This window comes from Kocuria himachalensis, assembly GCF_054784195.1.
This window is the reverse complement of record NZ_BAAGPL010000016.1, coordinates 14,776-37,456: the sequence shown is the minus strand read 5'-3', so window position 1 is coordinate 37,456 and position 22,681 is coordinate 14,776. Positions and strand designations below refer to the sequence as shown.

Genomic DNA, 22,681 nt, shown 5'->3' with positions numbered 1-22,681 from the left:
CATGAAGCTGGAACTGCAGTCCATCACCAAGCGGTTCGGCTCCTTCGCGGCGAACGAGGACGTCGACCTCGTCGTGGAGCCCGGGCAGATCCACTGCCTCCTCGGCGAGAACGGGGCCGGCAAGTCCACCCTGATGAACGTCCTGTACGGCCTGTACCGACCGACGGAGGGGCGCATCCTCGTGGACGGCACCGCGGTGGCCTTCCGGGGCCCCGGGGACGCCATGGCCGCCGGGATCGGCATGGTGCACCAGCACTTCATGCTCGTGCCGGTGTTCACCGTCGCCGAGAACGTGGCGCTCGGCGCCGAGAGCACCCGCGGCGGCACCCTCGACCTCGAGACCACCCGACGCCGGATCCGGGAGATCTCGCAGCGCTACGGCTTCCACGTGGACCCGGACGCCGTGGTCGAGGACCTGCCCGTGGGCGTGCAGCAGCGCGTCGAGATCATCAAGGCCCTCGTGCGGGAGGCGCAGGTGCTCATCCTCGACGAGCCCACCGCGGTGCTCACGCCGCGGGAGACCGACGAGCTGCTCGAGATCATGCGCCAGCTGCGCGGCTCCGGGAAGTCGATCCTGTTCATCTCCCACAAGCTGCGGGAGGTCAAGGCGATCTCCGACGTCATCACGGTGATCCGCCGCGGCCGGGTGGTGGGGCAGACGTCCCCGGAGGCCTCGACCGCCGAGCTCGCGGCCCTCATGGTGGGCCGGGACGTGTCCCTGACCGTCGCCAAGGACGAGGCCGAGCCGGGGGAGCGCGCCCTGGAGGTCTCCGGGCTCACCGTGGTCGCGGACAACGGCGTGAAGCTGCTCGACGACGTCGGCTTCGACGTGGCCCGCGGGGAGATCCTCGCGGTGGCCGGCGTGCAGGGCAACGGCCAGACGGAACTGGCCGAGGCGATCCTCGGCCTGCGGGAGCGGGCCACGGGGTCCATCCGGCTGGGCGGCACGGAGCTGCTCGGGAAGTCCGTGCGCCAGGTCCTCGACGCCGGCGTGGGCTTCGTCCCGGAGGACCGCTCCACGGACGGGCTCGTGGGCCCTTTCACGGTCGCCGAGAACCTCGTGCTGGACCTCTACGGCGACGACCGCTTCTCCCGCGGACCGTCCCTGCGCCTGGGCGAGGTCCAGGCCAACGCCCGCCGCGCCGTCGAGCAGTTCGACGTCCGCACCCCCTCCGTGGACGCCCCCGTGCAGACCCTGTCCGGCGGCAACCAGCAGAAGGTCGTCATCGCCCGGGAGCTCTCCCGGCCCCTCGAGCTGTTCCTCGCCTCCCAGCCCACCCGCGGCGTGGACGTCGGCTCGGTCGAGTTCATCCACGAGCGGATCGTCGCCGAGCGGGACAAGGGCGTGCCGGTCCTCATCGTCTCGACCGAGCTCGACGAGGTGTACGCGCTGGCCGACCGGATCGCCGTGTTCTTCCACGGCCGGATCATGGGGATCGTGGGCCCCGACACCCCGCGCGACGTCCTGGGGCAGATGATGGCCGGGGCCACCGCCGAGGAGCTCCGCGCGGCCGGCGCCTGGCCGGCCGGCGCCCAGCAGACCGGCGCCCAGCAGACCGTCCCCCAGCCGACCGACGCCCCGCAGGACACGGCGCAGCACACGAAGGAGCAGGCATGAGTGCCACCGGACCGGCCCCCGCGGTCGCCGACCAGCAGAAGGCGCCGCCGCCCACGGCCGTCGCGCCCGGTGCGCCGCGGCGCGACTGGACGGGCTCCGCGGTGCAGTCCGTGCTCGCGATCGTCGCCGCCCTGGTCCTGGGCGGACTGCTCATCGCCCTGACCGACGACCGGGTCGCCGACGCCGCGAGCTACTTCTTCGCCCGCCCCGGGGACACGCTCGCGGCCATGTGGGCCGCCGCGTCCTCCGCCTACGAGGCGATGTTCTACGGCGCCGTCTACAACCCGAACGGCACCACGTTCGCGCAGCGGGTCTACCCGCTCGCGGAGACCCTCACCGTGGCCACGCCGCTGGTCCTGGCGGGGCTCGGCGTGGCCGTGGCCTTCCAGGCCGGGCTGTTCAACATCGGCGCCCAGGGGCAGCTGCTGATCGGCGCGGCGCTCGCCGCCTGGGTCGGCTTCGCCTGGCAGCTGCCGATGGGCGTGCACCTGCTCGCCGTGATCCTCGCGGGTGCCCTCGGCGGCGCGCTGTGGGGCGCGATCGTCGGTGTGCTCAAGGCCCGCACCGGCGCCCACGAGGTGATCCTGACGATCATGCTCAACTACATCGCGCTGAACCTCGTCGCCTGGCTGCTCACCCGCCCGGCGTTCCTGCGCCCGGGCTCCTCCAACCCCGTGAGCCCCCAGGTCGCGGACACCGCGATGTTCCCCAAGCTGCTCGGCGAGCAGTTCCGGCTGCACTGGGGCTTCGTGCTCGCGATCCTCGCCACCGTGTTCGTCGCGTGGCTGCTCCAGCGCTCCACGATCGGCTTCGAGCTGCGGGCCGTGGGCGCCAACCCGCGCGCGGCCCGGACCGCCGGCATCTCCGTGACGCGCGGCTTCGTCGTCGTCATGGTCCTCGCGGGCGCGCTCGCGGGCCTCGCGGGCGTGGCCCAGATCTCCGGCACCGAGCGGGCGCTGACCGCGGGCGTCGCCGCGTCCTTCGGCTTCGACGCGATCACGGTGGCCCTGCTGGGCCGCTCGAAGCCGTGGGGCACGTTCTTCGCGGGCCTGCTCTACGGCGGGTTCCGCGCGGGTGGCGTCACCATGCAGTCGATGACCGGCACGAACATCGACATCGTCCTGGTCGTGCAGTCCCTGATCGTCCTGTTCATCGCCCTGCCGCCGCTGGTGCGGACGGGGCAGGACCGGGTCCGCTCCCGCCGCGGCCGGGGCACCACCGCCACGGCCACCACTGCCCCCGAAGGAGGCCGGGCATGAGCTCGCAGCATCCGGGACCGCGTCCCGAGCCGGCGCCCTGGGCGTCCGGCAGCACGACCGGCGGCCCCGCCGGCAGCACACCCGACAGCACGCACGGCGGCACCGCCGCGGCGACCCTGCCCCCGCCGGCCGAGGCCGAACTGTCCACGACCGCGGCCAACGAGGTCGTGGGCGTCACGAGCTGGCGCACCCCGGTCGTGCTCGGCCTCCTGAGCCTCGTGGCCCTCCTGCTGTTCGGGCTCAACGCCCCGGACAACACGGTGAGCTTCCGCGTCTCGGAGGCCGGCGACCTCTTCCGCGTGCCGGACCTCGTGGTGCACGGCGTCCTGTGGGGCTGGCTCACGGTGGCCGTGCTGGCCGGGCTGACGGTCCTCGCGTTCCTGCGCGCCCGGGCCGGGGCGCAGCTGCCCCGGTGGGCGGTGCTCGTGGTCGGCTTCTTCTTCGTCAGCGGCTTCCTCGTGTGGGTCGTGGGCAGCGCGCGCAGCCCGGACGTGTCCCTGTCCGGGCTGCTGGCCGGGTCCGTGGCCCTGGCCATCCCGCTGATCTTCGGCTCCCTGGGCGGCCTGCTGTGCGAGCGCTCGGGCGTGATCAACATCGCGATCGAGGGCCAGCTGCTGTTCGGCGCGTTCTCCGCCGCGGTGGCCGGCTCGCTCTCCGGCAGCGCCTGGGTGGGGCTGCTCGCCGCCGTGCTGGGCGCCGGGCTCGTCTCCCTCGTGCTGGCGGTCTTCTCGATCACCTACCGGGTCAACCAGGTGATCGTGGGCGTGGTGCTCAACGTGCTCGTGTCCGGGCTGACCGGCTTCCTCTTCGCCACGGTGCTGGAGTCGAACCCGGGCGTGTTCAACTCCCCGCCGCGGCTGCCGCGCTTCGCGGTCCCGGTGCTCTCGGAGATCCCCCTGATCGGGCCCATCGTCTTCGACCAGTCCGTGATCGGCTACCTGATGTACGCCGCGGTGGCGCTCGTGTGGTTCGCGCTCTACAAGACGCGCTGGGGGCTGCGCACCCGGTCCGTGGGCGAGCACCCCAAGGCCGCCGACACCCTCGGCGTGAAGGTCAACGCCCTGCGCTTCCGCAACGTGCTGCTGGGCGGGATGGTCGCCGGTCTCGGCGGCGCGTTCTACACGCTGGTCTCCGTCTCCGCGTTCACCCGGGACATGACCTCCGGGGCCGGCTACATCGCGCTGGCCGCCCTGATCTTCGGCCGGTGGAACCCGGTGGGGGCGCTGCTCGCGTCCCTGCTGTTCGGCTTCGCGTCCAACCTGCAGTCGATCCTGTCCTTCCTGGGCACGCCCGTGCCCAGCCAGTTCCTGGCCATGCTCCCGTACGTCGTCACGATCCTGGCCGTGGCCGGGCTCGTGGGAGTCTCCCGCGGCCCCGCGGCCATCGGCAAGCCCTACACCAAGGAGTGAGCGCCTCGTGAACGAGCCCCTGCGCACCGGCGGCGAGGAGAGCGGCGACGACGGGACCCGGGTCGACTGGGACCGGCTGCGGAAGGCCGCCGTGGCCGCCCTCGAGCACGCCTACGTCCCGTACTCGCACTACCCGGTGGGCGCGGCCGCCCTCACCGAGGACGGGCGGGTGGTCTCCGGGTGCAACGTGGAGAACGCCTCCTACGGGCTGACCCTGTGCGCCGAGTGCACCCTGGTCTCCGCGCTGCACATGTCCGGCGGCGGGCGGCTCGTCGCGTTCGTGTGCGTCGACGGGCACGGCGACGTCCTGATGCCCTGCGGGCGGTGCCGGCAGCTGCTGCACGAGCACCGCGGCCCCGGCCTGCGGCTGCTCACCGTCTCCGGGGTGCGCACCATGGCCGAGGTGCTGCCCGACGCCTTCGGCCCCGAGAACCTCTAGTCCCCGAAAGGACCCCTCATGACCGAGCAGTTCGACGCCGTGGACGTCATCCGGACCAAGCGCGACGGCGGTGCCCTGTCGCCCGGGCAGATCGCGTGGGTCCTGGACGCCTACACCCGCGGGGCCGTGGCCGAGGAGCAGATGAGCGCCCTGGCCATGGCGATCTTCCTGCGGGGCATGGACCGGGACGAGATCGCGTGCTGGACGCGGGCGATGATCGCCTCGGGGGAGCGGATGGACTTCTCCGCGCTCGTGCGCTCCGGGGCGCGCTCGGCCACCGCGGACAAGCACTCGACCGGCGGGGTGGGGGACAAGATCACCCTGCCGCTGGCCCCGCTCGTGGCGGTCTACGGCGTGGCCGTCCCCCAGCTGTCCGGGCGCGGTCTCGGCCACACCGGCGGCACCCTGGACAAGCTCGAGTCGATCCCCGGCTGGCGGGCCGCCCTGTCCAACGAGCAGATGCTGGCCCAGCTGCGGGACGTGGGCGCCGTGATCTGCGCGGCGGGCTCCGGCTTGGCGCCGGCGGACAAGAAGCTCTACGCGCTGCGGGACGTCACCGGGACGGTCGAGTCGATCCCGCTCATCGCGTCCTCCATCATGTCCAAGAAGATCGCGGAGGGCACCCAGTCCCTCGTGCTCGACGTCAAGGTGGGCTCCGGGGCGTTCATGAAGGACCTGGCGTCCGCCCGCAAGCTGGCCCGCACGATGGTCGACCTCGGCACCGGCGCCGGGGTCACCACCACCGCCCTGCTCACCGACATGTCCACGCCCCTCGGCCTTACGGTCGGCAACGCCGTGGAGGTCCAGGAGTCCGTCGACGTGCTCGCCGGCGGCGGCCCGGCCGACGTCGTGGAGCTCACCGTGGCGCTCGCCGCGGAGATGCTCGCCGCGTCCGGGCTCCCCGACGCCGACCCGGCGGAGGCGCTGCGGGACGGCCGTGCCATGGACGTGTGGCGGGCCATGGTGGCCGCCCAGGGCGGCGACCCCGACGCCCCGCTGCCCCGGGCCCGCGAGTCCGAGACCGTCGTGGCCGAGGCCGACGGCGTGCTCGCCGAGCTCGACGCCCACCGGGTCGGAGTGGCCTCCTGGCGCCTCGGCGCCGGCCGCGCCCGGCGCGAGGACCCGGTCCAGGCTGGCGCCGGCGTGCTGCTCCACGCCAAGCCCGGGGACGCCGTCCGGGCCGGGCAGCCCCTGCTGACCCTGCTCACCGACACCCCCGACCGCTTCGCGCGCGCCCGGGAGGCCCTCGAGGGCGCCGCCGTGGTCGCCCCGGAGGCGCCGGCGTCCCGGCCGGACCGGGCCGTGGTCCTCGAGACCGTCCGCTGAGCGCTGGGCACTGAGCGCCGGACGCCGATCGCCCGGGCACCGGGCTCCGCACGTCGAGCGCTGGGCGTCGAGCGCCGGACGCTCAGGGCCGGCCGCTGAGAGCCCGGGGCGGGGGCGGGGCCCGCCTATACTGCGGAGAGAACCAGCGCGAAACGAGAACCGAGGGCGTGCGCACACGCTCGGAAGGGTGGGTCCAGTTGGGTCTGCGAGGCATTTTCCGGAAGAACACCGAGGACAGCACGCCGCACCGCGAGACCGGACGGCCGGAGCAGCCGGCCGGTCCGACCCCCGGCCCCGACGGTCGCGACACCGGCGCCCGGGACACGGGCGCCGGGGAGGGCCAGGACACCCGAGGCCAGGACTCCGCTTCCCGGGACCTCGGCGGGAACGGACACGAGGAGCACGGCGCCGGGGAGGCCCGGCCGCTGCCCGACCGCGGCCCGCTGCCCTTCCTCGTGGACCGCCTGACGTCCCGGGGGGCGGACCGGGCCGTGCTCACGCTCGTCCAGCGCGGCAACACCATGACCCACCAGACCCAGCAGTCCGTGGGCGACGCCGATCCGTCCGTGGAGTCCGGCACCGTGGACCAGGACTCGCCGCTCTTCGACCCCGTGGCCGACCTCTACAGCGAGTCCATGTCCTCGCCGCGCGGCGCGTGGCAGAACGCCCGCATCGAGGTGGGCCCGGAGCAGGACGGGGTCCGGACCGTGGTGACGACCTACGGGTTCGCCGACGGCACCGAGGACGTCCGCACCTGGCGATCGGGCCGGCCCGTCCCGGGCGCCGCCGCGGCGGGAGGCCGGCAGCCCGCCGCGGACGCGCAGTCCGCCCGGGCGCAGACCGCCGGCGGGCCCTCCACCGGCGATCGGCTCCGCGCCGGGGCCCCGTCCGAGCCGGTGTCGCCGGCCGCGGAGCGTGCGGCCGGCGGCGTCACCGCGGCCGCCGCCGCAGGCACCGGGTCCTCCGCGGCCGGCACCGCCCCCTCCTCCCAGTTCGCCGACGGGTCGACCCCCGGGTCGACCCTCGAGCCCGTCGACGTGCCGGCGGCCGAGCGGACCGGCGAGCCGGCCACCGGGGCGGAGTCCGCCTCCGCCGCGGAGGCTCCTGCGGCCGGCCAGGAGGACGACGAGCAGCGCGCTGCCGACCACGGCGTGTCGTCCCACGACGCCCCCGACCAGGGGGCGCCCCACCACGACGTCCCCGACCACGTCGACCACGAGGAGTGGCACGAGGACGTCGAGCCGGCCGCGCCCACCGGGGCGGCGGCCGCGACGGCCGCCGCGGCCGCCGCCGGCACCGCTGCGGGGGACGACCACGACTCCTCCGCCCCGGGGACCGCGGTCTCCACGGACGTCTCCCCGTCCTACCGGGCGCCGGCGGGGGTCCCCGACCGGCCCTCCCAGGACAGGCTGGCCGAGGGCAACCTGGTGCTCAAGGAGGCCGACGTCCTGCGCCGGCTCGCCGACGCCCAGCGGCGCCTGTTCGGCGAGGACGGCACAGCGATGGACGTCTCCACCGTCCTGGTGCGGGTGCGGGCCCTGGGCACGTACTACGACGCCCTCACCCACGTGCGCAAGAACGGCTTCTGGGACCAGCGCCGCACCTTCGAGCTCATCCCCGAGGAGCTGCTGCACGTGCAGGAGCTCAAGGACGAGTCCTACGTGGAGGGCAGCGGCGCCCCGCTGGCCATGATGTTCCGCTTCCGCCCGGGCATCCCCCCGGAGGTGTCCTTCGACTACGCGGACGAGGAGGCCTTCGTGCGCTACGAGGACCGGCTGCCCGCGCAGAACTACCTCGAGGAGCTGCGCATGTACCCCCGCACCGGGGCGCACATCCCGCAGCACATGAACGAGGCCCTGCAGGACTGGAACTACTGAGACCGACCGAGACAGGGGCCGTCCCGACCGTGATGCTGACCTCCGCCGAACGGCACCCGGGCCGCGTGCCGGACCGGGTCCTGCGCGACCTGCCCAAGGTGTGCCTGCACGACCACCTGGACGGCGCCCTGCGCCCGGCCACGATGGTCGAGCTGGCCGCCGCCGCCGGGCACCGGCTGCCGGCCGAGGACCCCGAGGCGCTGCGCCGGTGGGTGCGCCGGAGCGCCGACTCCGGCTCGCTGCTGCGCTACCTGGCGACCTTCGAGCACACGGTCGCGGTGATGCAGACCCCCGAGGCGCTCGTGCGCTGCGCCCGGGAGTACGTCGAGGACCTGGTGGCGGACGGGGTGGTCCACGCCGAGGTGCGCTGGGCCCCCGAGCAGCACACCGCCGGCGGCCTGTCGATGGCGGAGGCCGTCGAGGCCGTCCGGCTGGGGCTCTCGGAGGGCGTGCTCGCCGCGGAGGACGCCGGCCACATCGTGTCCGTCACCCAGATCCTCTGCGCCATGCGCCACGCGGACCGCTCCCTCGAGGTCGCCCGCCTCGTGGTGGACAACCGGGACCGCGGCGTGGTGGCCTTCGACCTCGCGGGCCCCGAGGACGGCTTCCCGCCCGCCCGCCACCGGGCCGCCCTCGAGCTGCTCGCGGACGAGCTGGTGCCCGTCACCCTGCACGCGGGGGAGGCGGCGGGCGTCGAGTCGATCCGGGACGCGCTGGCCACGGGCCGCGCCCTGCGCCTGGGCCACGGCGTGCGCATCGCGGAGGACATCGACATCGACTACCTGGAGGACGTCGCCGTCGTCGACCTCGGGCGCACGGCCGAGTGGGTCCGGGACCGGGGGATCGCCCTCGAGGTGTGCCCCACGTCCAACCTCCAGACCGGGGCCGTGGCCGCGTTCGGCGCCGGCCCCGAGCGGCACCCGGTGGACATGCTCTACCGGACCGGCTTCACGGTGACCATCTCCCCGGACAACCGGCTGATGAGCGGGACCACGGTCACGGACGAGCTGGCCCTCCTCGTGGCGCACTTCGGCTACGGGCTCGAGGACCTGGAGCGGCTGCAGCGCAACGCCGCGGCCGCCGCCTTCCTCCCGCTCGAGGACCGCAGCGCCCTGGACGGGATGATCACCGAAGGCTTCGAAGGGATGCACGCATGAGCCAGGGGCACGGCACGGACGACGTCGCGGCGGGACTCGGCGTCCCGGAGCGGACCGGGCAGCGCTTCGCCGAGCTCGTGGCGGTCATGGACCGGCTGCGCTCCCCGGGCGGGTGCGCCTGGGACGGGCAGCAGACCCACGAGTCCCTCGTGCGCTACCTCGTGGAGGAGGCCTACGAGGTGGTCGAGGCGGTCGAGGCCGAGGGTGGGCCGGCGGCCCACGCCGGGCTGCTGGTCGAGGAGCTCGGGGACGTCCTGCTGCAGGTGGTCTTCCACTCCCGGGTCGCCCAGGAGCGCCCGCGCGACGAGGGCGGCTTCGACGTGGCGGACGTGCTCGAGGCGATCACCGCGAAGCTGATCCGCCGCCACCCGCACGTCTTCGGCGCCGGGGCCACCGGGGACGTCGAGGGGGAGCAGACCCTCGAGCAGCTGCACTCCCGCTGGGAGGACCTCAAGCGGGCGGAGAAGCCGGAGCGGACGGGTCCCTTCGACGGCATCCCGCCGCACCTGCCGGCCCTGGCCCTCGCGGAGAAGACCCTCGCGCGGGCCCGCAAGCACGGCCTCGAGCCCGCGGCGCCCACCGCGGAGGAGCCCGGCGGCCCGCGCACCGAGGAGGAGCTCGGCGAGGCGCTGTTCGCGCTCGTGCGCTCCGCCTCTGCCCGGGGCCTCGACGCCGAGCGGGCTCTGCGCGGAGCCGCCCGCGCCTACGCCACGGCGCGGACCGAGGACTGATCCCGTCACGGGCGGTTGTCCACCGGCCGCCTCCGGCGCCGAGTCGCTAGGCTGGGAGCCGCCGGGGGCGCCCGGCCCCGCCGGTGCGGACCCTCGGCCGGAGCCCCCATCGGAGCCCCGACCGCCCCACCACGCAAGTTCCACCCACGTCAGCGACCAGCTCAGCACCAACGTCAGGAGCAACCCATGGCCATGATCACCGCAGTGCACGCCCGCCAGATCCTCGACTCCCGCGGCAACCCGACCGTGGAGGTCGAGGTGCTGCTGGAGGACGGCAGCTACGGCCGGGCGGCGGTGCCCTCGGGCGCCTCGACCGGTGCCTTCGAGGCCGTCGAGCGCCGCGACGGCGACAAGAACGTGTACCTCGGCAAGGGCGTGCTCGACGCCGTGAAGGCCGTCGACGAGGAGATCGCGGAGGCCGTGATCGGCCTCGACGCGACCGACCAGCGGCTGGTCGACCGCACCATGCTCGACCTCGACGGCACGGACAACAAGGGCGGCCTCGGCGCCAACGCCATCCTCGGCGTCTCCCTGGCCGTGGCCCGCGCCGCCGCGAACGCCTCCGACCTCGAGCTCTACAAGTACCTGGGCGGGCCCAACGCCCACGTGCTCCCGGTGCCCATGATGAACATCCTCAACGGCGGCTCCCACGCCGACTCCAACGTGGACATCCAGGAGTTCATGATCGCCCCGATCGGCGCGGCGACCTTCTCCGAGGCCCTGCGCACCGGCGTGGAGGTCTACCACTCCCTCAAGGGCGTGCTCAAGGAGCGCGGCCTGGCCACCGGGCTGGGCGACGAGGGCGGCTTCGCCCCGAACCTCGAGTCCAACCGGGCCGCCCTCGACCTCATCTCCGAGGCGATCGAGAAGGCCGGGTACACCGTGGGCACCGACGTGGCGCTCGCCCTGGACGTCGCCTCCTCCGAGTTCTTCGAGAACGGCAAGTACAGCTTCGAGGGCAAGCAGCTCAGCGCCGCGGAGATGACCGCCTACTACGAGGAGCTCGTGCGCGACTACCCCATCGTGTCCATCGAGGACCCGCTGGACGAGGACGACTGGGCGGGCTGGCAGGCCCTCACCGCGTCCGTGGGCACCCAGGTCCAGATCGTGGGCGACGACCTGTTCGTCACGAACCCGGAGCGGCTGGCCCGCGGCATCGAGGAGGGTGCCGGCAACGCCCTGCTCGTGAAGGTCAACCAGATCGGCTCCCTCACGGAGACCTTCGACGCCATCTCCCTGGCCCAGCGGCACATGTTCCACTGCATGATCTCGCACCGTTCGGGCGAGACCGAGGACACGACGATCGCGGACATCGCGGTGGCCACCAACGCCGGGCAGATCAAGACCGGGGCGCCGGCCCGCTCCGAGCGCGTGGCCAAGTACAACCAGCTGCTGCGCATCGAGGAGGAGCTCGGGGACGCCGCGCGCTACGCGGGTGCCTCCGCGTTCCCGCGCTACACCGCGAAGTGACGTCCTGCGGCGGCTGACCGGCCCCGCCGGTCCGTCGTCGCACGGGGGAGCGGCCGTTCCCAGCAACGGCCGCTCCCCCCGTGAGCGCTACACTGGTCCCCGTCCCCGCTCTTCCCCCGTGAGGTCAGCATGCCCGCTCCCCGTCCGCGCACCACCCGCCTGCTCGGCGGGAGCGACACCGCGCAGGGCACCAGGGGGCGCGACGGTGGACCTGGTGGCGGACCGGGCGGCGGGTCGAGCGCCGTGGGATCGCCGGTCCCCGCCCGGACCTTCAGCGGGCGGTTCCTGGTCCTCACGCTCGTGGCCGTGCTCATCGTGTTCCTGGCGGCGCCGACCACCAAGATCTTCCTCGAGCAGCGGGCGGAGATCGCCCAGCTCGAGCGCGCCATCGCCGACATGGAGGCCCAGCGGGCGTCCCTGGAGGACCAGGTGGACCAGTGGTCGGACGAGACCTACGTCAAGCAGCGGGCCCGGGACCGGCTCCTCTACGTGATGCCGGGGGAGCGGTCCTACCTCGTGGTGGGCGCCGAGGAGATGGACGGCGCCGTGGTGGACTCCTCGGCGGCGCAGGTCGAGGCCGAGAAGCCCGCGTGGGTGGACGCCCTCTGGCAGTCCGTCGTGGCGTCCGCCTACGACGACGCCCGTCCCGCGGCGGGCACCGGCGGGACCACGGACAGCACCGAGGGCGCCGACACCGCCCGGGAACCGGGCGGCACCGACGACTCCGCGGCCCCCGGGGAGCCCGGCACCACGGAGGAGCCCGGAGCGAGCCAGGACCCCGGCACCACCGGGCCGGCAGAACAGACAGAGCAGAGCGTCCCGGCCGCACCGGCGGACGGGACCGGCACGCCGCAGGACGCGGCGACGGACAGCCGCGGCAGCCCCGCGGAGTGAGGAACGGCGTGAACCCCCAGCACGGACACGAGCCCGGCGACCGGCCGGCCCCCGCCCCCCGGGGACTCGGGGTCACGGCCGCGACGGTCGAGCCCACGGCCCTGGACCTCCGGGTGCTCTCCCGGCAGCTCGGGCGCCCCGTGCGCGACGTCGTCGAGATCCCCGCCCGCTGCACGTGCGGGAACCCGCTCGTGGCGGCCACCGCGCCCCGGCTGGCCAACGGCACCCCGTTCCCCACCGTGTTCTACCTGGCCCACCCCGTCATCACCGCCGCGGTGTCCCGGCTCGAGGCCGCCGGCCTGATGTACGCGATGACGGACCGCATCGCCGAGGACGAGACCCTGGCCGCCGCCCACCGGGCCGCGCACGAGGACTACCTCGCCGAGCGCGCCCGGATCGGCGCCAAGGCCGGCACCGGGCCCGTCCCCGAGATCGAGGGCATCTCCGCCGGCGGCATGCCCGTGCGGGTCAAGTGCCTGCACGTGCTCGCCGGCCACGCGCTCGCGGCCGGGCCCGGTGTGAACCCGCTCGGCGACGAGACCCTCGACGCCATCGCCGAGTGGTGGACCCCCGCCGCCTGCCACTGCGACCCCGCCTGGCGCGAGGCCTGAGACCCACCCGCCCCCGACACCCCCGAGGACTCCCCATGCGCGTAGGCGCCATCGACTGCGGTACGAACTCCATCCGACTGCTCATCGCCGACACCCGGGAGGAGCAGGGCCGCGCGGTGCTCGACGACGTGGTGCGCGAGATGCGCGTGGTCCGGCTCGGCCAGGGCGTGGACGCCACCGGGTGGCTCGCCGAGGCGGCGCTCGAGCGCACGTTCGCGGCCACGGACGAGTACGCCCGGCTGCTGGCGAAGCACGACGTGGAGCAGCTGCGCTTCGTGGCCACGAGCGCCACCCGCGACGCCGGCAACCGGGACGTCTTCCTCGCGGGGATCCGCGAGCGCCTCGGCGTGACCCCCGAGGTCATCAGCGGCGACGAGGAGGCCGAACTGTCCTTCCGCGGCGCCTCGGCCGCCGTGGGCGGCACAGATCCCGAGGACCGGGTCCTGGTGATCGACCTCGGCGGAGGATCGACCGAGTTCGTGCTGGGCAACTCCCAGGGGGTGCGTGCCGAGCGCAGCATGGACATCGGCTGCGTCCGCCTCACCGAGCGCCACCTCGGCTCCAACCCGCCCACCCCCGCCCAGCAGGAGGCCGTGCTGCGCGACGTGGACCACGCCGTGGACGTGGTCCTGCAGACCGTGCCCCTCGCGGAGACGACCCACCTCGTGGGTGTCGCCGGCACCATCACGACCGTCACCGCGCACGCCCTCGGGCTGTCCGCCTACGACCCCGCGGCGATCGACGGCGCGGAGCTGCCCGCCGAGCGGGTCGCGCAGGCGTGCCGGGAGCTCACGGGCATGACCCGCGCGGAGCGCGCCGCGCTGCCCTACATGCACGAGGGCCGCGTCGACGTCATCGGCGGCGGCGCCCTCGTGTGGCGGCGGATCGTCGAGCGGGTGGTCGCCGCCACGGGTGGACGGGTGGACTCGGCGATCGCGAGCGAGCACGATATTTTGGACGGGATCGCCCTGTCCCAGGTCGGCTGACCCGCCCGTCCCCTCCCCCCGACCCGGAAGGACACATGTCTTCCAGCGCACTCCGCCGCCACCCTCCGCGCCACCGCGCCCTCACCCGGTGGAGCGCGGTGGGCGCGGCCTCGGCCGTGGTCGGCGCGAGCGTGCTGGTCCTGCCCGGGACGGGACCCGCGCAGGCCCGCCCCCCGGAGCCCGGACCGGCCCCCAGCATTCCGCTCGAGGACCCCGTCAGCGTGGCGCCCGCGCCCAGCGACGAGGCCACCCGCGCCCCGGATACCTCCCGCATCGCCGAGGACGGGATCCGTCCCCTGCAGTACTGGCTGGACGAGTACGGGGTGCGCGAGGCCTGGGAGGAGTCCACGGGGGAGGGCGTGCGGATCGCCGTCATCGACACCGGGGTGGACGGCTCGCACCAGGACCTGGAGGGCGCCGTGGTGGGCGGCACCGACGTCTCGGGCGGCGGCGCCGACGACGGCCAGGAGGGGCTCGGCACCGAACCGGAGCACGGGACGCTGGTCGCCTCCGTGGCCGCGGGCCGCGGGCACGTGCCCCCGGGCGGCCGGGACGACGACGTCCCCGGCCGGCCCGCTGGCATCGTGGGCGTGGCCCCGGACGCCGAGGTGCTCGCCGTGTCCACGTGGCTGGGCGACGAGAGCCCGGAGGTCCGCAGCGTCGACGAGCAGCTCCCGGACGCCGTCCGGTGGGCCGTGGACAACGGCGCTGACGTCATCAACATGTCGGTGGGCTCCAACGCGACCTCGTGGCCCGAGAGCTGGGACGAGGCCTTCCTCTACGCCGAGGAGAAGGACGTGCTCGTCGTCGCCTCCGCGGGCAACCGGGGGTCGGGGCTCGTCCAGGTAGGCGCACCCGCCACCATCCCCGGCGTGCTGACCGTGGGCGGCGTCGGCCGCACCGGGGAGGCGAGCTGGGAGTCCTCGTCGCAGGGGATCTCCATCGCCGTGGCCGGCCCGTCCGAGGACATGGTGGGCGCCATCCCGGGCGACCGCTACGCCTCGTGGGCCGGGACCTCCGCGTCCGCCCCCGTCGTGGCCGGCACCGCGGCGCTGATCAAGGCCAAGTGGCCGGACATGAGCTCCGCCCAGATCGCGAACCGCATCGTCTCCACCGCCCGGGACACCGGGGCGCCGGGCAAGGACCCGCTCTACGGCTACGGGGTGCTGGACGTCGGGGCCGCGCTCACGGAGGACGTCCCCGAGGTCGACCGCAATCCCCTCGGCAGCATGGAGCAGTGGGTGCGGGTGCACCGCAGGACCGCCGCGGCGACCCCCACGGCGAGCTCCGGCGAGAGCCCGGCGTCCGTCACGGAGGAGGTCGAGGCGGAGGTCGCCCCGCCCGAGCCCGTCGCCCCGATCGACGAGACCGGACTGCTGCCCGTGGTGGTGCTCGCCGGGTTCGGGCTGCTGGTGCTGGGCCTCACGGCGGGTGCCGTGGTGCACATCCGCCGCATCGCGGCCGACGGCTCGGACGCAGACCCGGACGGGGGTCCGGGCGGCGGCGCCTGAGGCGTGCGCCGGAACACGGTGCGGGCGCCCCTCGCCGGAAGAGATATGGACAGCGTTCTGAGTAGACTCGGGGGCATGTCTTTCACTCAACTGGCCAAGGACCGTCCGCGCCTTCTGATCGTCGGCGGCGGCTACGTCGGCTTCACCGTGGCGCAGGAACTGCAGAAGCGGATCAAGGACTCCGGCGGAGTCGTCACCGTGGTGGATCCCAACCCGTACATGATGTACCTTCCCTTCCTCCCCGAGGTGGCCGGCGGCAACATCTCGGCCCGCAGCGCGGTGGTGCCCCACCGGCAGCACCTCATGCACTCCGAGATCATCACCGGGCACGTGCTCGGGGTCAACCACGCGAACCGCACCGCGACCGTCAAGGGCATCGACGAGGGCGAGACCTTCGAGCTGACCTACGACGAGATCGTCATCGCGGGCGGCTCCGTCACCCGCGCCTTCCCGATCGAGGGCCTCGCCGAGAACGGCATCGGCCTCAAGACCATCGAGGAGGCCGTGGCGGTGCGCAACTGGGTGCTCGAGCGCATCGAGGTCGCCTCCCTCTCCAACGACGAGGAGGCCAAGCGCCGGGCGCTGACCTTCGTGGTCGTCGGCGGCGGCTACGCCGGCACCGAGACGATCGCCGAGATCGAGGACATGGCCCGCAGCGCGGTCGAGCGCAACGAGCGGCTCACCGTCTCCGACCTGCGCTTCGTGCTCATCGAGGCCATGGGCCGGATCATGCCCGAGGTGTCCGAGGACCGCGCGGAGAAGGTCGTGGCCCACCTGCGCAGCCGCGGCATCGAGGTGCTGCTCAACACGTCGCTCGACTCCGCGGTGGACAAGCACCTCAAGCTCGTCAACATGCAGGACAAGTCCCCGGCCGGGGAGTTCAGCACCGACACGTTGATCTGGACCGCCGGTGTGCAGGCCAACCCGCTCGTCAAGAGCACGGACTTCCCGCTGGACGAGCGCGGCCGCGTCCGGGCCGGGGCCGACCTGCGGATCACCGGCGACGACGGCCCCCTCGAGGGTGCCTGGGCCGCCGGCGACGTCTCCGCGGTGCCCGACCTCACCGGCGGGGGCGTCGGCGGGTTCTGCGTCCCCAACGCCCAGCACGCGGTGCGCCAGGCGCACACGATGGCCAAGAACATCATGGCCGCCCGCGCGGGCAAGCCGCTCGAGGACTACTACCACGAGAACCTCGGCGCGGTCGCAGGGCTCGGCCTGTACAAGGGCGTGGCCAGCATCAAGAACCTCCCCGGCCTGCCGGAGAAGGGCCTGGAGTTCTCCGGCGTCGCCGCGTGGGCCATGCATCGGCTCTACCACGGCTACGCGATCCCCACCGTGGACCGCAAGGCCCGGGTCTTCACCGAGTGGGCCCTGAACTTCGTGTTCGGCCGGGACATCACCACGCTGCGCCACGAGCGGGACCCGCGCACGCGGTTCCAGACCGCGGCCGGCAAGGCACCCGCCCCGCGCAAGGCCAACCTCTGATCCGACCCGTCCTCCGCTCGACCCCGTCCCGGCCACGTGCCGCGGCGGGGTCGAGTCGTTCGACGGGTCACGAGCTCGAAGGACCCGTGCCGGAGCGCTCAGGAGCCGCCGGGGGCGGGGCGCCGGCGCAGTCCGTCGTCGCGGGCGTGGCTCCTCCGCGGGCAACCGTCCCCGGGAAGCCCTGGCGGGTGTCGAGCTCGGCCACCAGCTCCTGGCGGCGGTCCTGCGTCACCGGGGGGATCCGTCCGGGGCGGCGAGGTACTCCTTCTCCAGCTGGCGGCAGACGCGGCTGTGCAGCACCTGCAGCTCGGTGAGATCCAGCTCCGCGAGGACCGAGGGGAACGGGTCCGCGGGAGCCGGGAACGTGTCGGGCACCGAGGACGCCGGTGGGCGGGGGAGGGGCGGGGCGAGCTGCGAGTTCATGAGGGCGACCTTTCGACCGGAGGTGGCGGGGCCGGCTGGTCGACCGGTTTCCCGGCCAGGTTGCCGTGCGCAGCCTGACCAGTGCTTTGCATGATGTGCACTTCGGCGGCCGGGCCGCGCCCGGCCCGCGGCACCGGTCCGGTGCCGACCTGCCCGGCCCGGCCGGCCGTCACCGGGTGTGCTGGGGGTCCACGATCTCGCGGGCGTCCAGCTCCACGGTGAGCTCCTGGTGGCGCTCGAGGGTGACAGGGTGGGCGCCGGACGCGCCGCCGAGGTACTCACGCTCGAGCTGGCGGCCGACCCTGCTGTGGAGGACGTGCAGCTCGGCCAGGGACAGCTCGGTCAGATCTGCCGGGAACGCGGCCTCGGGTGCCAGATACGTCCTGCCGAGGGGTGGGGCCGCGACCTCGCTCATGCGGCCGTCCCTCGGCGCGGTGCCGGGGCGCACCGGCGGTGGGCGAGGGCCGGGAGCGGTGCGCCGCCCGGTGGGAGTCCGGGGGAAGGGGTAACGGGGTGGTCCACGGGGGTCAGCCTCCTGCGCGTGCGACGATGCCGCGGCCGGCTGCTCGACCACCGTGCCAGACTACTGGATCCCGGGGCCGCCCGTCAGGACCGGCTCCCGCTCGCTGCGCGGGTCTGTCCCGGGGGATCGGGGACGAGGCGATAGGGTGGGCGGCGACCCGGTGACGTGACCGGGACCGGCCCCCATAGCCCAATCGGCAGAGGCAGCGGACTTAAAATCCGCTCAGTGTCAGTTCGAGTCTGACTGGGGGCACGCGGGATCCGCCTCCTGGCGCGGACGTCGGCGACCTGATGCTCTGGCTTCCGCGCCGCGCACGCGGGCGCGGCGCGACGATCCGGCCATGCCGAGCGCGCCGACAGGTGGAGCACAGGAACCGGTGGCAGAGTCAGGACCGATGAGCACACGAGCACCCCACCACCGGCGACCGACGACGTCGACGACGACGCGCGCGATCACCCGGATGAGCCTGGCCGCCCTCACGAGCGTCCTGTTCGCCGCGGCGATCTTCTTCGGCGAGATCGAGTTCGTCACAGCGGCACTGCTCGCCGGGGTGTCCGGCATCGCGGTGGACCTGCGGCAGACCACGAGCCTGGCCCGGGCGAGGGTCGAGCCCTAGCCGAGCGTCACCCCGGGCTCGTGCCGACGGACGGGTCGGGGCCGGTCAGCCCTCCACGTCGATGCCCAGCTGAGCGGCCGGCGCCGGCTGCTGCAGCTGGAAGTCGTTGATCGTCGCCCCGCGCAGGTGCGCCGGTCCGGTGATCTCCGGCAGGTCCACCGCGCGCAGGTCGACGTCCTCGGGCGTCGCGCCGGAGACGTCGAGGGTGCCGACCTCGGTGTCGTCGAAGGAGACCCGTTGCACCGCCGCGCCGGTGAGGTCCAGCTCGTCGACGACGCAGCCGGTGAACCGGACGTCGGTCAGGTCCATCCCGGTGAGGTCGTCGCCGCTGAAGGACAGCGCCTCGTACGTGCCGTGGGCGCGGAGCACGGACGGGGCGCCGGGCGTCAGGCCGGGCAGGTGGAGGGTGCGCAGCTTCGGGGGAGCGGGGGTCTCGCGCCGGGGCATGCTCTCCACCGCAGCCGCGTCCCGGAGCGGCGGCCGGACGCGCCGGACACGCGCGGCCGACGAACGGGACCAGCGGAGTCCGGCTCAGCGGGGAAGGTGGCGCTGCAGCCACAGCGTGCACCACAGCTTCAGCCGCAGCTCGTCCCAGTCCGCGACGTCCACGACCAGGGCGGCCGGTCCGTACCGGTGGACCGACGCGACGCCGTCGCGGTCGCACAGCTCGGCGATCAGGTGCTCCACGACGCCCAGGTGCTGAGCGGGGATGTCCTCGCGCAGCCCGACGTCGAAGCAGTCGAGCTCGGCGACCACCGTCACCAGCGGCTCCTCGACGGCCGCGGCCTCGGGGCCTTCGCCGTGCAGGGCGTCGATGTTGCGGCGGACGTGGGCGAGCATCTCGGTCCCGCTCATCGGGTCCCGTCCGTGGGCGGACTGGTAGACGCTGTAGAGCGGGAGGGCGGGCAGGAAGATCTGGTGGTGGTCCGAGGCCAGCACCGGGTAGTTGAGCAGTGGGTGATCGGCGATCGCGTGCTCGCCGACCTCCCAGCGCGCCTCGGGTGCCGCGGCGCTGATGGGCCGGCCGAGGTAGGAGGCGAAACCGTCGACGAGCATGATCGTCTCGGTCGGCGGGTGCGGGTCCACGAGCCGGCCGTGCCGGGCCCAGGACGGCCAGGATGACCGCGACGGGTCGGCGGTGAGCGAGTGCGGGTCCATGCCGAGCTGACCGGCCCGGGCGTTGATCCACGCCCACAACGGGGACACGGAGTAGACCGAGGAGTCGAGCATCTTGTCGGGGTCACGGCCGTGGCCGGCCATGGCCGTGCGCAGACCGTCCAGCGCGGCGGCGCGTTCGTCCAGGTAGACGTCGAGCGCGTCGGCGGCCTGGCGCGCGTCCATCAACTCGTAGGGTGTCTCGGGCATGGGCGCGACTCTACTGCGGACGCGCCCATCAGACAGAGGCGGTCGTGCGTTTTCTGGACAGGGGCCGTGGACTCCCCGGTGCGTCGGGGTCCGGCGCCGGACGCGCCGCGGCCCCGCTCCGGGGAACGGAGCGGGGCCGCGGCGGGACCGGTGCCGGATCAGCGGTAGTCGATCCGGACGGATCCTCCCGGACGCCAGGTGATGGAGCCGCCCTGGAAGTACTGCACCACGGACCGGTCGGCGCGGGCGATCTCGCCCGTCCTGGGGAAGCCCAGGCGGCTCGTCGTGCCGCCGAGCGCCACGTAGGCGTTGCCGATCGAGCCCTTGGTCTCCTGGGCGTAGGTGGTGGGGCTCCAGTAGATCCGGCCCTTCTGGAACACCTGGTAGAAGCCGCCCGTGCTGGTGGGCGCCTCGTCGGTCGTGGGGTAGCCCAGGGCACCGGCCGTGCCGCCGGAACGGTTGTGCTGGGCGCCGATCGAGCCCTTGAGGGCGTGGGCCCCGCCGGCGGCGCTCCAGACGATCCGGCCCTTCTGGAAGGACTGGGAGGTGCCGCCCCGGCCGTCGGGGACGGCCCCGCCGGTGGGGTAGCCCAGCGACCCCCGCTCGCTGCCGGCCCGCGAGTAGGCCGCGCTGGTGGCGCCGGTGACCGCGTGGGCCCCGTGGGCGGAGCTCCAGAGGACCCGGCCGTTCTGGAAGGTCTGGTAGAACCCGCCGATGCCGTTGCCCTGCCGATCCGCGGTGGGGTAGCCCAGGGCTCCCCTCTCGCTGCCCGCCGCGGCGAAGGCCGCCTCGACGTCCCCGGTGAGGGCGTGGGCCCCGGTGCGGGAGGACCAGAGGATCCGGCCGTTCTGGAACAGCTGGTAGGCCCCTCCGATGCCGTTGGACAGCTCGTCGGAGCGCGGGAAGCGCAGGACGCCGGCAGCGGTGCCGTTGCGCTTGTAGGCGGTCTCGACACTGCCCCGCACCCAGTAGGCGCCGGTGGCCGAGGACCAGTAGATGGTGCCCTTGGCGAAGGTCTGGCGGGTCCCGCCGGCGACGGCCTGCTCGTGAGAGGTCGGTGCCCCGGTCTGGCTCTTGATCCGCTGGTACAGGGACCCGATCGCGCCCTTGGTGGTGTAGGTCGGGGCGGGCGCGGCCGGGGCGGCGGTGACGGCTGGCTTCGTGATCCAGAGCGCGTCGTGGGAGTTCAGCGTCTTGCCCCCGGGGAGGGTGTCCCAGGCGTCCCCGGAGTCGAGGATCAGCTGCTTGTACTGGTCGGAGCTCAGCGACGGGTTCTTCTGCTTGAGCAGCGCCAGGGTGCCGGCCACGTGCGGGGTGGCCATCGAGGTGCCGTAGTCGAAGCGGCTGTTGGGCGCGACCGGTCCCCGCGTGCCGGTGTTGCCGGCGGAGAGGATGTGGTGGCCCGGTGCGTAGATGTCCACGGCGCCGCCGTGGTTGGAGTAGCCGGCCCGCACCCGGTCGGAGCCGATGGCGCCGACCGTGATCACGTTGTAGCAGTTGCCCGGGGCGTACTCGATCGCCGGGCGGCCGCTGTTGCCCGCGGCCACGGCCACGGGGATGTTCCGGGACCAGGCGGTGTTGATGGCGTTCTGCAGCGTCGCCGGGCACGCCCCGCCCATGGACAGGGACATGTTGATCACGTCGGCGCGTTTGCGCGGGGCGGGGGCCCCGCCCACCGAGTCGCCGGCCAGCCAGCGCACGGCGTCGGCCATGTCGGAGACGTAGCCGAAGCCGCACGCGCCCAGGGCACGGGCGTTGAGGAGGGTGGCGTCGGGGGCGACGCCGACGGTGCCGTAGGTGTCCCGTCTGGCGGCCACGGTGCCGGCCACGTGCGAGCCGTGCCAGATGGAGTTGGTGGCCGCGGAGCCGGCGTAGCACTGGCCGGCCGTGGAGTAGGTGCCCGGGTCGCGCGGGTCCGCGTCCCGGCCGTTGCCGTCGTTGCCCAGGGCGGCGGTGGAGACGAAGTCGTAGCCGCCGATGGTCTGGGAGTCCAGGTCCGGGTGGTTGGCGAAGCCGGTGTCGACGACGCCGACCGTGACGCCCTTGCCGGTGGCGGTGTCCCACGCCTCGAAGGCGCGCAGGTTCGTCAGGGCCCACAGGGACGGGACGCCCGGGTCCGCGGCGGTCGCGGCGACGGAGCCCATGGCCTCCGGCTCCGCCTCGTCCGTGCCGGGGATCCGGGCGGTGGAGACGAGGCGGTCGGGCTCGGCGTAGACCACGGCCGGGTCCTTGGAGAGCTGCTCGGCCAGCTTCTCGGCCCGGTCGGTCGAGACCTCGCCGGCCAGCTCGACGACGGCCGCGCCGTCGCCGGTGGTCCGGACCTCGGTGGTGTCCTCGGCCTCCGGGACGTCGGCCTCGGCCGCGGCGTCCTCGACGACCTGCTCCGACTCGGCGTCGCTGACGGGGGTGCGGTACTTGACGATCATCCGGTCGGTGATCTCGGGCGGGGCCTCGCCGCTGAGCTGCTGTGGGGACAGGGACGTGGCGTTCTCGGCGGGGGAGGCCGTCGCGGGCGTGAGAGGAGCCAGCACGAGGGCCAGGGTGAGGGCGGACAGGGTGGGGGCGAGCATGGATCGTTGCATGGGCGAACTCCTGGGGCTGGGGGGATCCCGGAAAAGGTTCTCACATGCAAATCAATGCGAACAGATCTAAATGAAGATCACGGCTTCATCACGAAGTGTGACGCCCGCAGGGTCGGCCGGCGGTCACGGCGGGGCGCTTCAGGCGGTCCTCGCGAGCACCGCGAGCCACTCGAGATGGCGCAGCATCGTGGGGACGCCTGCGGTCAGCAGGGCCACGGCGGTCGCGGACGCGGCGCGGCCCAGGTGGTTCCGGGCGGAGGCGCGGGCACCGGGGGGCCGGCGGCGTGCGTCCGGGGCCAGGTCGAGCGCGGCCTGGACCAGGCTCCACAGGGCGGTGGCGCCCGACCCGGCGACGACGAGGCAGCCGTAGAGGAGCACGGCGCCGGGCAGCTGGACCAC

General features: G+C 74.0%; 21 protein-coding genes and 1 tRNA gene. 16 read left to right on the top strand and 6 right to left on the bottom strand.

Translation table 11 applies throughout. From position 1 onward, the window contains the following. Position 1: 1 nt before the first annotated feature. The 14 genes from ACYVM4_RS11000 to ACYVM4_RS10935 all read left to right on the top strand — a co-directional run bounded on the left by ACYVM4_RS11000 (position 2) and on the right by ACYVM4_RS10935 (position 16,773). Entirely contained in the window at positions 2-1,618 is a 1,617-nt protein-coding gene (locus ACYVM4_RS11000) for an ABC transporter ATP-binding protein (protein ID WP_460668595.1), read from the top strand. Next, positions 1,615-2,877, top strand: coding sequence for an ABC transporter permease (locus ACYVM4_RS10995; RefSeq protein WP_368821659.1), 1,263 nt, complete (start codon positions 1,615-1,617; stop codon positions 2,875-2,877). The genes ACYVM4_RS11000 and ACYVM4_RS10995 overlap by 4 nt, the downstream gene beginning before the upstream one ends. After that, a complete protein-coding gene (locus tag ACYVM4_RS10990; protein WP_460668594.1) occupies positions 2,874-4,286 on the top strand; it encodes an ABC transporter permease in 1,413 nt (470 codons plus the stop codon). Before ACYVM4_RS10995 ends, ACYVM4_RS10990 begins: the two co-directional genes overlap by 4 nt. 7 nt (positions 4,287-4,293) lie before the next feature. Continuing rightward, positions 4,294-4,725, top strand: coding sequence for a cytidine deaminase (locus ACYVM4_RS10985; protein WP_460668593.1), 432 nt, complete (start codon positions 4,294-4,296; stop codon positions 4,723-4,725). An 18-nt stretch (positions 4,726-4,743) separates the two neighbouring features. Then, complete coding sequence (locus tag ACYVM4_RS10980; RefSeq protein ID WP_460668592.1) at positions 4,744-6,051, top strand: thymidine phosphorylase; 1,308 nt, start codon at positions 4,744-4,746, stop codon at positions 6,049-6,051. Positions 6,052-6,218: 167 nt separating this feature from the next. After that, positions 6,219-7,928, top strand: coding sequence for a hypothetical protein (locus ACYVM4_RS10975; protein ID WP_460668591.1), 1,710 nt, complete (start codon positions 6,219-6,221; stop codon positions 7,926-7,928). 32 nt (positions 7,929-7,960) lie between these two features. After that, positions 7,961-9,085, top strand: a complete 1,125-nt coding sequence (locus ACYVM4_RS10970) for an adenosine deaminase (RefSeq protein ID WP_460668674.1) — start codon at positions 7,961-7,963, stop codon at positions 9,083-9,085. Beyond that, positions 9,082-9,816, top strand: coding sequence for a MazG nucleotide pyrophosphohydrolase domain-containing protein (locus tag ACYVM4_RS10965; protein WP_460668590.1), 735 nt, complete (start codon positions 9,082-9,084; stop codon positions 9,814-9,816). Before ACYVM4_RS10970 ends, ACYVM4_RS10965 begins: the two co-directional genes overlap by 4 nt. A gap of 186 nt (positions 9,817-10,002) precedes the next feature. Beyond that, the gene (gene eno, locus ACYVM4_RS10960) at positions 10,003-11,286 is read left to right on the top strand and encodes a phosphopyruvate hydratase (protein ID WP_368821651.1); all 1,284 of its coding nucleotides are present in this window, start codon (positions 10,003-10,005) and stop codon (positions 11,284-11,286) included. A 129-nt stretch (positions 11,287-11,415) separates the two neighbouring features. Continuing rightward, positions 11,416-12,180 carry an FtsB family cell division protein gene (locus tag ACYVM4_RS10955; protein ID WP_460668589.1) on the top strand — a complete coding sequence of 255 codons (765 nt, stop codon included), beginning with the start codon at positions 11,416-11,418 and terminating at the stop codon, positions 12,178-12,180. An 8-nt stretch (positions 12,181-12,188) separates the two neighbouring features. Beyond that, positions 12,189-12,791: a DUF501 domain-containing protein gene (locus ACYVM4_RS10950; protein WP_368821649.1), complete on the top strand. Its 603-nt coding sequence runs from the start codon at positions 12,189-12,191 to the stop codon at positions 12,789-12,791. 35 nt (positions 12,792-12,826) lie between these two features. Further along, positions 12,827-13,777: a Ppx/GppA phosphatase family protein gene (locus ACYVM4_RS10945; RefSeq protein ID WP_460668588.1), complete on the top strand. Its 951-nt coding sequence runs from the start codon at positions 12,827-12,829 to the stop codon at positions 13,775-13,777. Positions 13,778-13,812: 35 nt separating this feature from the next. After that, positions 13,813-15,288 (top strand): S8 family serine peptidase, encoded by a 1,476-nt coding sequence (locus tag ACYVM4_RS10940; protein WP_460668587.1) that lies wholly within the window; start codon positions 13,813-13,815, stop codon positions 15,286-15,288. A 75-nt stretch (positions 15,289-15,363) separates the two neighbouring features. Next, complete coding sequence (locus tag ACYVM4_RS10935) at positions 15,364-16,773, top strand: NAD(P)/FAD-dependent oxidoreductase (RefSeq protein ID WP_460668586.1); 1,410 nt, start codon at positions 15,364-15,366, stop codon at positions 16,771-16,773. Between the two features lie 228 nt (positions 16,774-17,001). On the opposite strand, the gene ACYVM4_RS10930 is transcribed toward ACYVM4_RS10935, so the two are convergent. Together ACYVM4_RS10930 and ACYVM4_RS10925 are read right to left on the bottom strand one after the other, a co-directional pair. Then, complete coding sequence (locus ACYVM4_RS10930) at positions 17,002-17,196, bottom strand: hypothetical protein (RefSeq protein ID WP_368821645.1); 195 nt, start codon at positions 17,194-17,196, stop codon at positions 17,002-17,004. A 169-nt stretch (positions 17,197-17,365) separates the two neighbouring features. Then, positions 17,366-17,611 (bottom strand): hypothetical protein, encoded by a 246-nt coding sequence (locus ACYVM4_RS10925; protein ID WP_368821644.1) that lies wholly within the window; start codon positions 17,609-17,611, stop codon positions 17,366-17,368. A 286-nt stretch (positions 17,612-17,897) separates the two neighbouring features. On the opposite strand from ACYVM4_RS10925, the gene ACYVM4_RS10920 reads away from it, so the two are divergent. Then, a tRNA-Leu gene (locus ACYVM4_RS10920) sits at positions 17,898-17,971 on the top strand. 142 nt (positions 17,972-18,113) lie between these two features. Continuing rightward, entirely contained in the window at positions 18,114-18,335 is a 222-nt protein-coding gene (locus ACYVM4_RS10915) for a hypothetical protein (RefSeq protein ID WP_368821592.1), read from the top strand. 45 nt (positions 18,336-18,380) lie between these two features. Here ACYVM4_RS10915 and ACYVM4_RS10910 read toward each other — a convergent pair whose 3' ends face one another. From ACYVM4_RS10910 to ACYVM4_RS10895, 4 genes are all read right to left on the bottom strand, one after another. Beyond that, complete coding sequence (locus tag ACYVM4_RS10910) at positions 18,381-18,782, bottom strand: pentapeptide repeat-containing protein (protein ID WP_368821591.1); 402 nt, start codon at positions 18,780-18,782, stop codon at positions 18,381-18,383. A gap of 84 nt (positions 18,783-18,866) precedes the next feature. Then, a complete protein-coding gene (locus ACYVM4_RS10905; RefSeq protein ID WP_460668585.1) occupies positions 18,867-19,700 on the bottom strand; it encodes a hypothetical protein in 834 nt (277 codons plus the stop codon). 158 nt (positions 19,701-19,858) lie between these two features. Continuing rightward, positions 19,859-22,282 carry a S8 family serine peptidase gene (locus tag ACYVM4_RS10900; RefSeq protein ID WP_460668584.1) on the bottom strand — a complete coding sequence of 808 codons (2,424 nt, stop codon included), beginning with the start codon at positions 22,280-22,282 and terminating at the stop codon, positions 19,859-19,861. 138 nt (positions 22,283-22,420) lie between these two features. Next, positions 22,421-22,681 (bottom strand): hypothetical protein, encoded by a 261-nt coding sequence (locus tag ACYVM4_RS10895; RefSeq protein ID WP_368821587.1) that lies wholly within the window; start codon positions 22,679-22,681, stop codon positions 22,421-22,423.

What these genes read in the sequence shown, in the direction of transcription:
- ACYVM4_RS10910 (WP_368821591.1), bottom strand. Translation starts at nt 18,782, where the DNA reads ATGCCCCGGCGCGAGACCCCCGCTCCCCCGAAGCTGCGCACCCTCCAC.
- ACYVM4_RS10955 (WP_460668589.1), top strand. Translation starts at nt 11,416, where the DNA reads ATGCCCGCTCCCCGTCCGCGCACCACCCGCCTGCTCGGCGGGAGCGAC.
- ACYVM4_RS10905 (WP_460668585.1), bottom strand. Translation starts at nt 19,700, where the DNA reads ATGCCCGAGACACCCTACGAGTTGATGGACGCGCGCCAGGCCGCCGAC.
- ACYVM4_RS10990 (WP_460668594.1), top strand. Translation starts at nt 2,874, where the DNA reads ATGAGCTCGCAGCATCCGGGACCGCGTCCCGAGCCGGCGCCCTGGGCG.
- ACYVM4_RS10940 (WP_460668587.1), top strand. Translation starts at nt 13,813, where the DNA reads ATGTCTTCCAGCGCACTCCGCCGCCACCCTCCGCGCCACCGCGCCCTC.
- ACYVM4_RS10900 (WP_460668584.1), bottom strand. Translation starts at nt 22,282, where the DNA reads ATGCAACGATCCATGCTCGCCCCCACCCTGTCCGCCCTCACCCTGGCC.
- ACYVM4_RS10970 (WP_460668674.1), top strand. Translation starts at nt 7,961, where the DNA reads ATGCTGACCTCCGCCGAACGGCACCCGGGCCGCGTGCCGGACCGGGTC.
- ACYVM4_RS10930 (WP_368821645.1), bottom strand. Translation starts at nt 17,196, where the DNA reads ATGAACTCGCAGCTCGCCCCGCCCCTCCCCCGCCCACCGGCGTCCTCG.
- ACYVM4_RS10935 (WP_460668586.1), top strand. Translation starts at nt 15,364, where the DNA reads ATGTCTTTCACTCAACTGGCCAAGGACCGTCCGCGCCTTCTGATCGTC.
- ACYVM4_RS10995 (WP_368821659.1), top strand. Translation starts at nt 1,615, where the DNA reads ATGAGTGCCACCGGACCGGCCCCCGCGGTCGCCGACCAGCAGAAGGCG.
- ACYVM4_RS10915 (WP_368821592.1), top strand. Translation starts at nt 18,114, where the DNA reads ATGAGCACACGAGCACCCCACCACCGGCGACCGACGACGTCGACGACG.
- ACYVM4_RS10945 (WP_460668588.1), top strand. Translation starts at nt 12,827, where the DNA reads ATGCGCGTAGGCGCCATCGACTGCGGTACGAACTCCATCCGACTGCTC.
- ACYVM4_RS10980 (WP_460668592.1), top strand. Translation starts at nt 4,744, where the DNA reads ATGACCGAGCAGTTCGACGCCGTGGACGTCATCCGGACCAAGCGCGAC.
- ACYVM4_RS10925 (WP_368821644.1), bottom strand. Translation starts at nt 17,611, where the DNA reads ATGAGCGAGGTCGCGGCCCCACCCCTCGGCAGGACGTATCTGGCACCC.
- ACYVM4_RS11000 (WP_460668595.1), top strand. Translation starts at nt 2, where the DNA reads ATGAAGCTGGAACTGCAGTCCATCACCAAGCGGTTCGGCTCCTTCGCG.
- ACYVM4_RS10965 (WP_460668590.1), top strand. Translation starts at nt 9,082, where the DNA reads ATGAGCCAGGGGCACGGCACGGACGACGTCGCGGCGGGACTCGGCGTC.
- eno (WP_368821651.1), top strand. Translation starts at nt 10,003, where the DNA reads ATGGCCATGATCACCGCAGTGCACGCCCGCCAGATCCTCGACTCCCGC.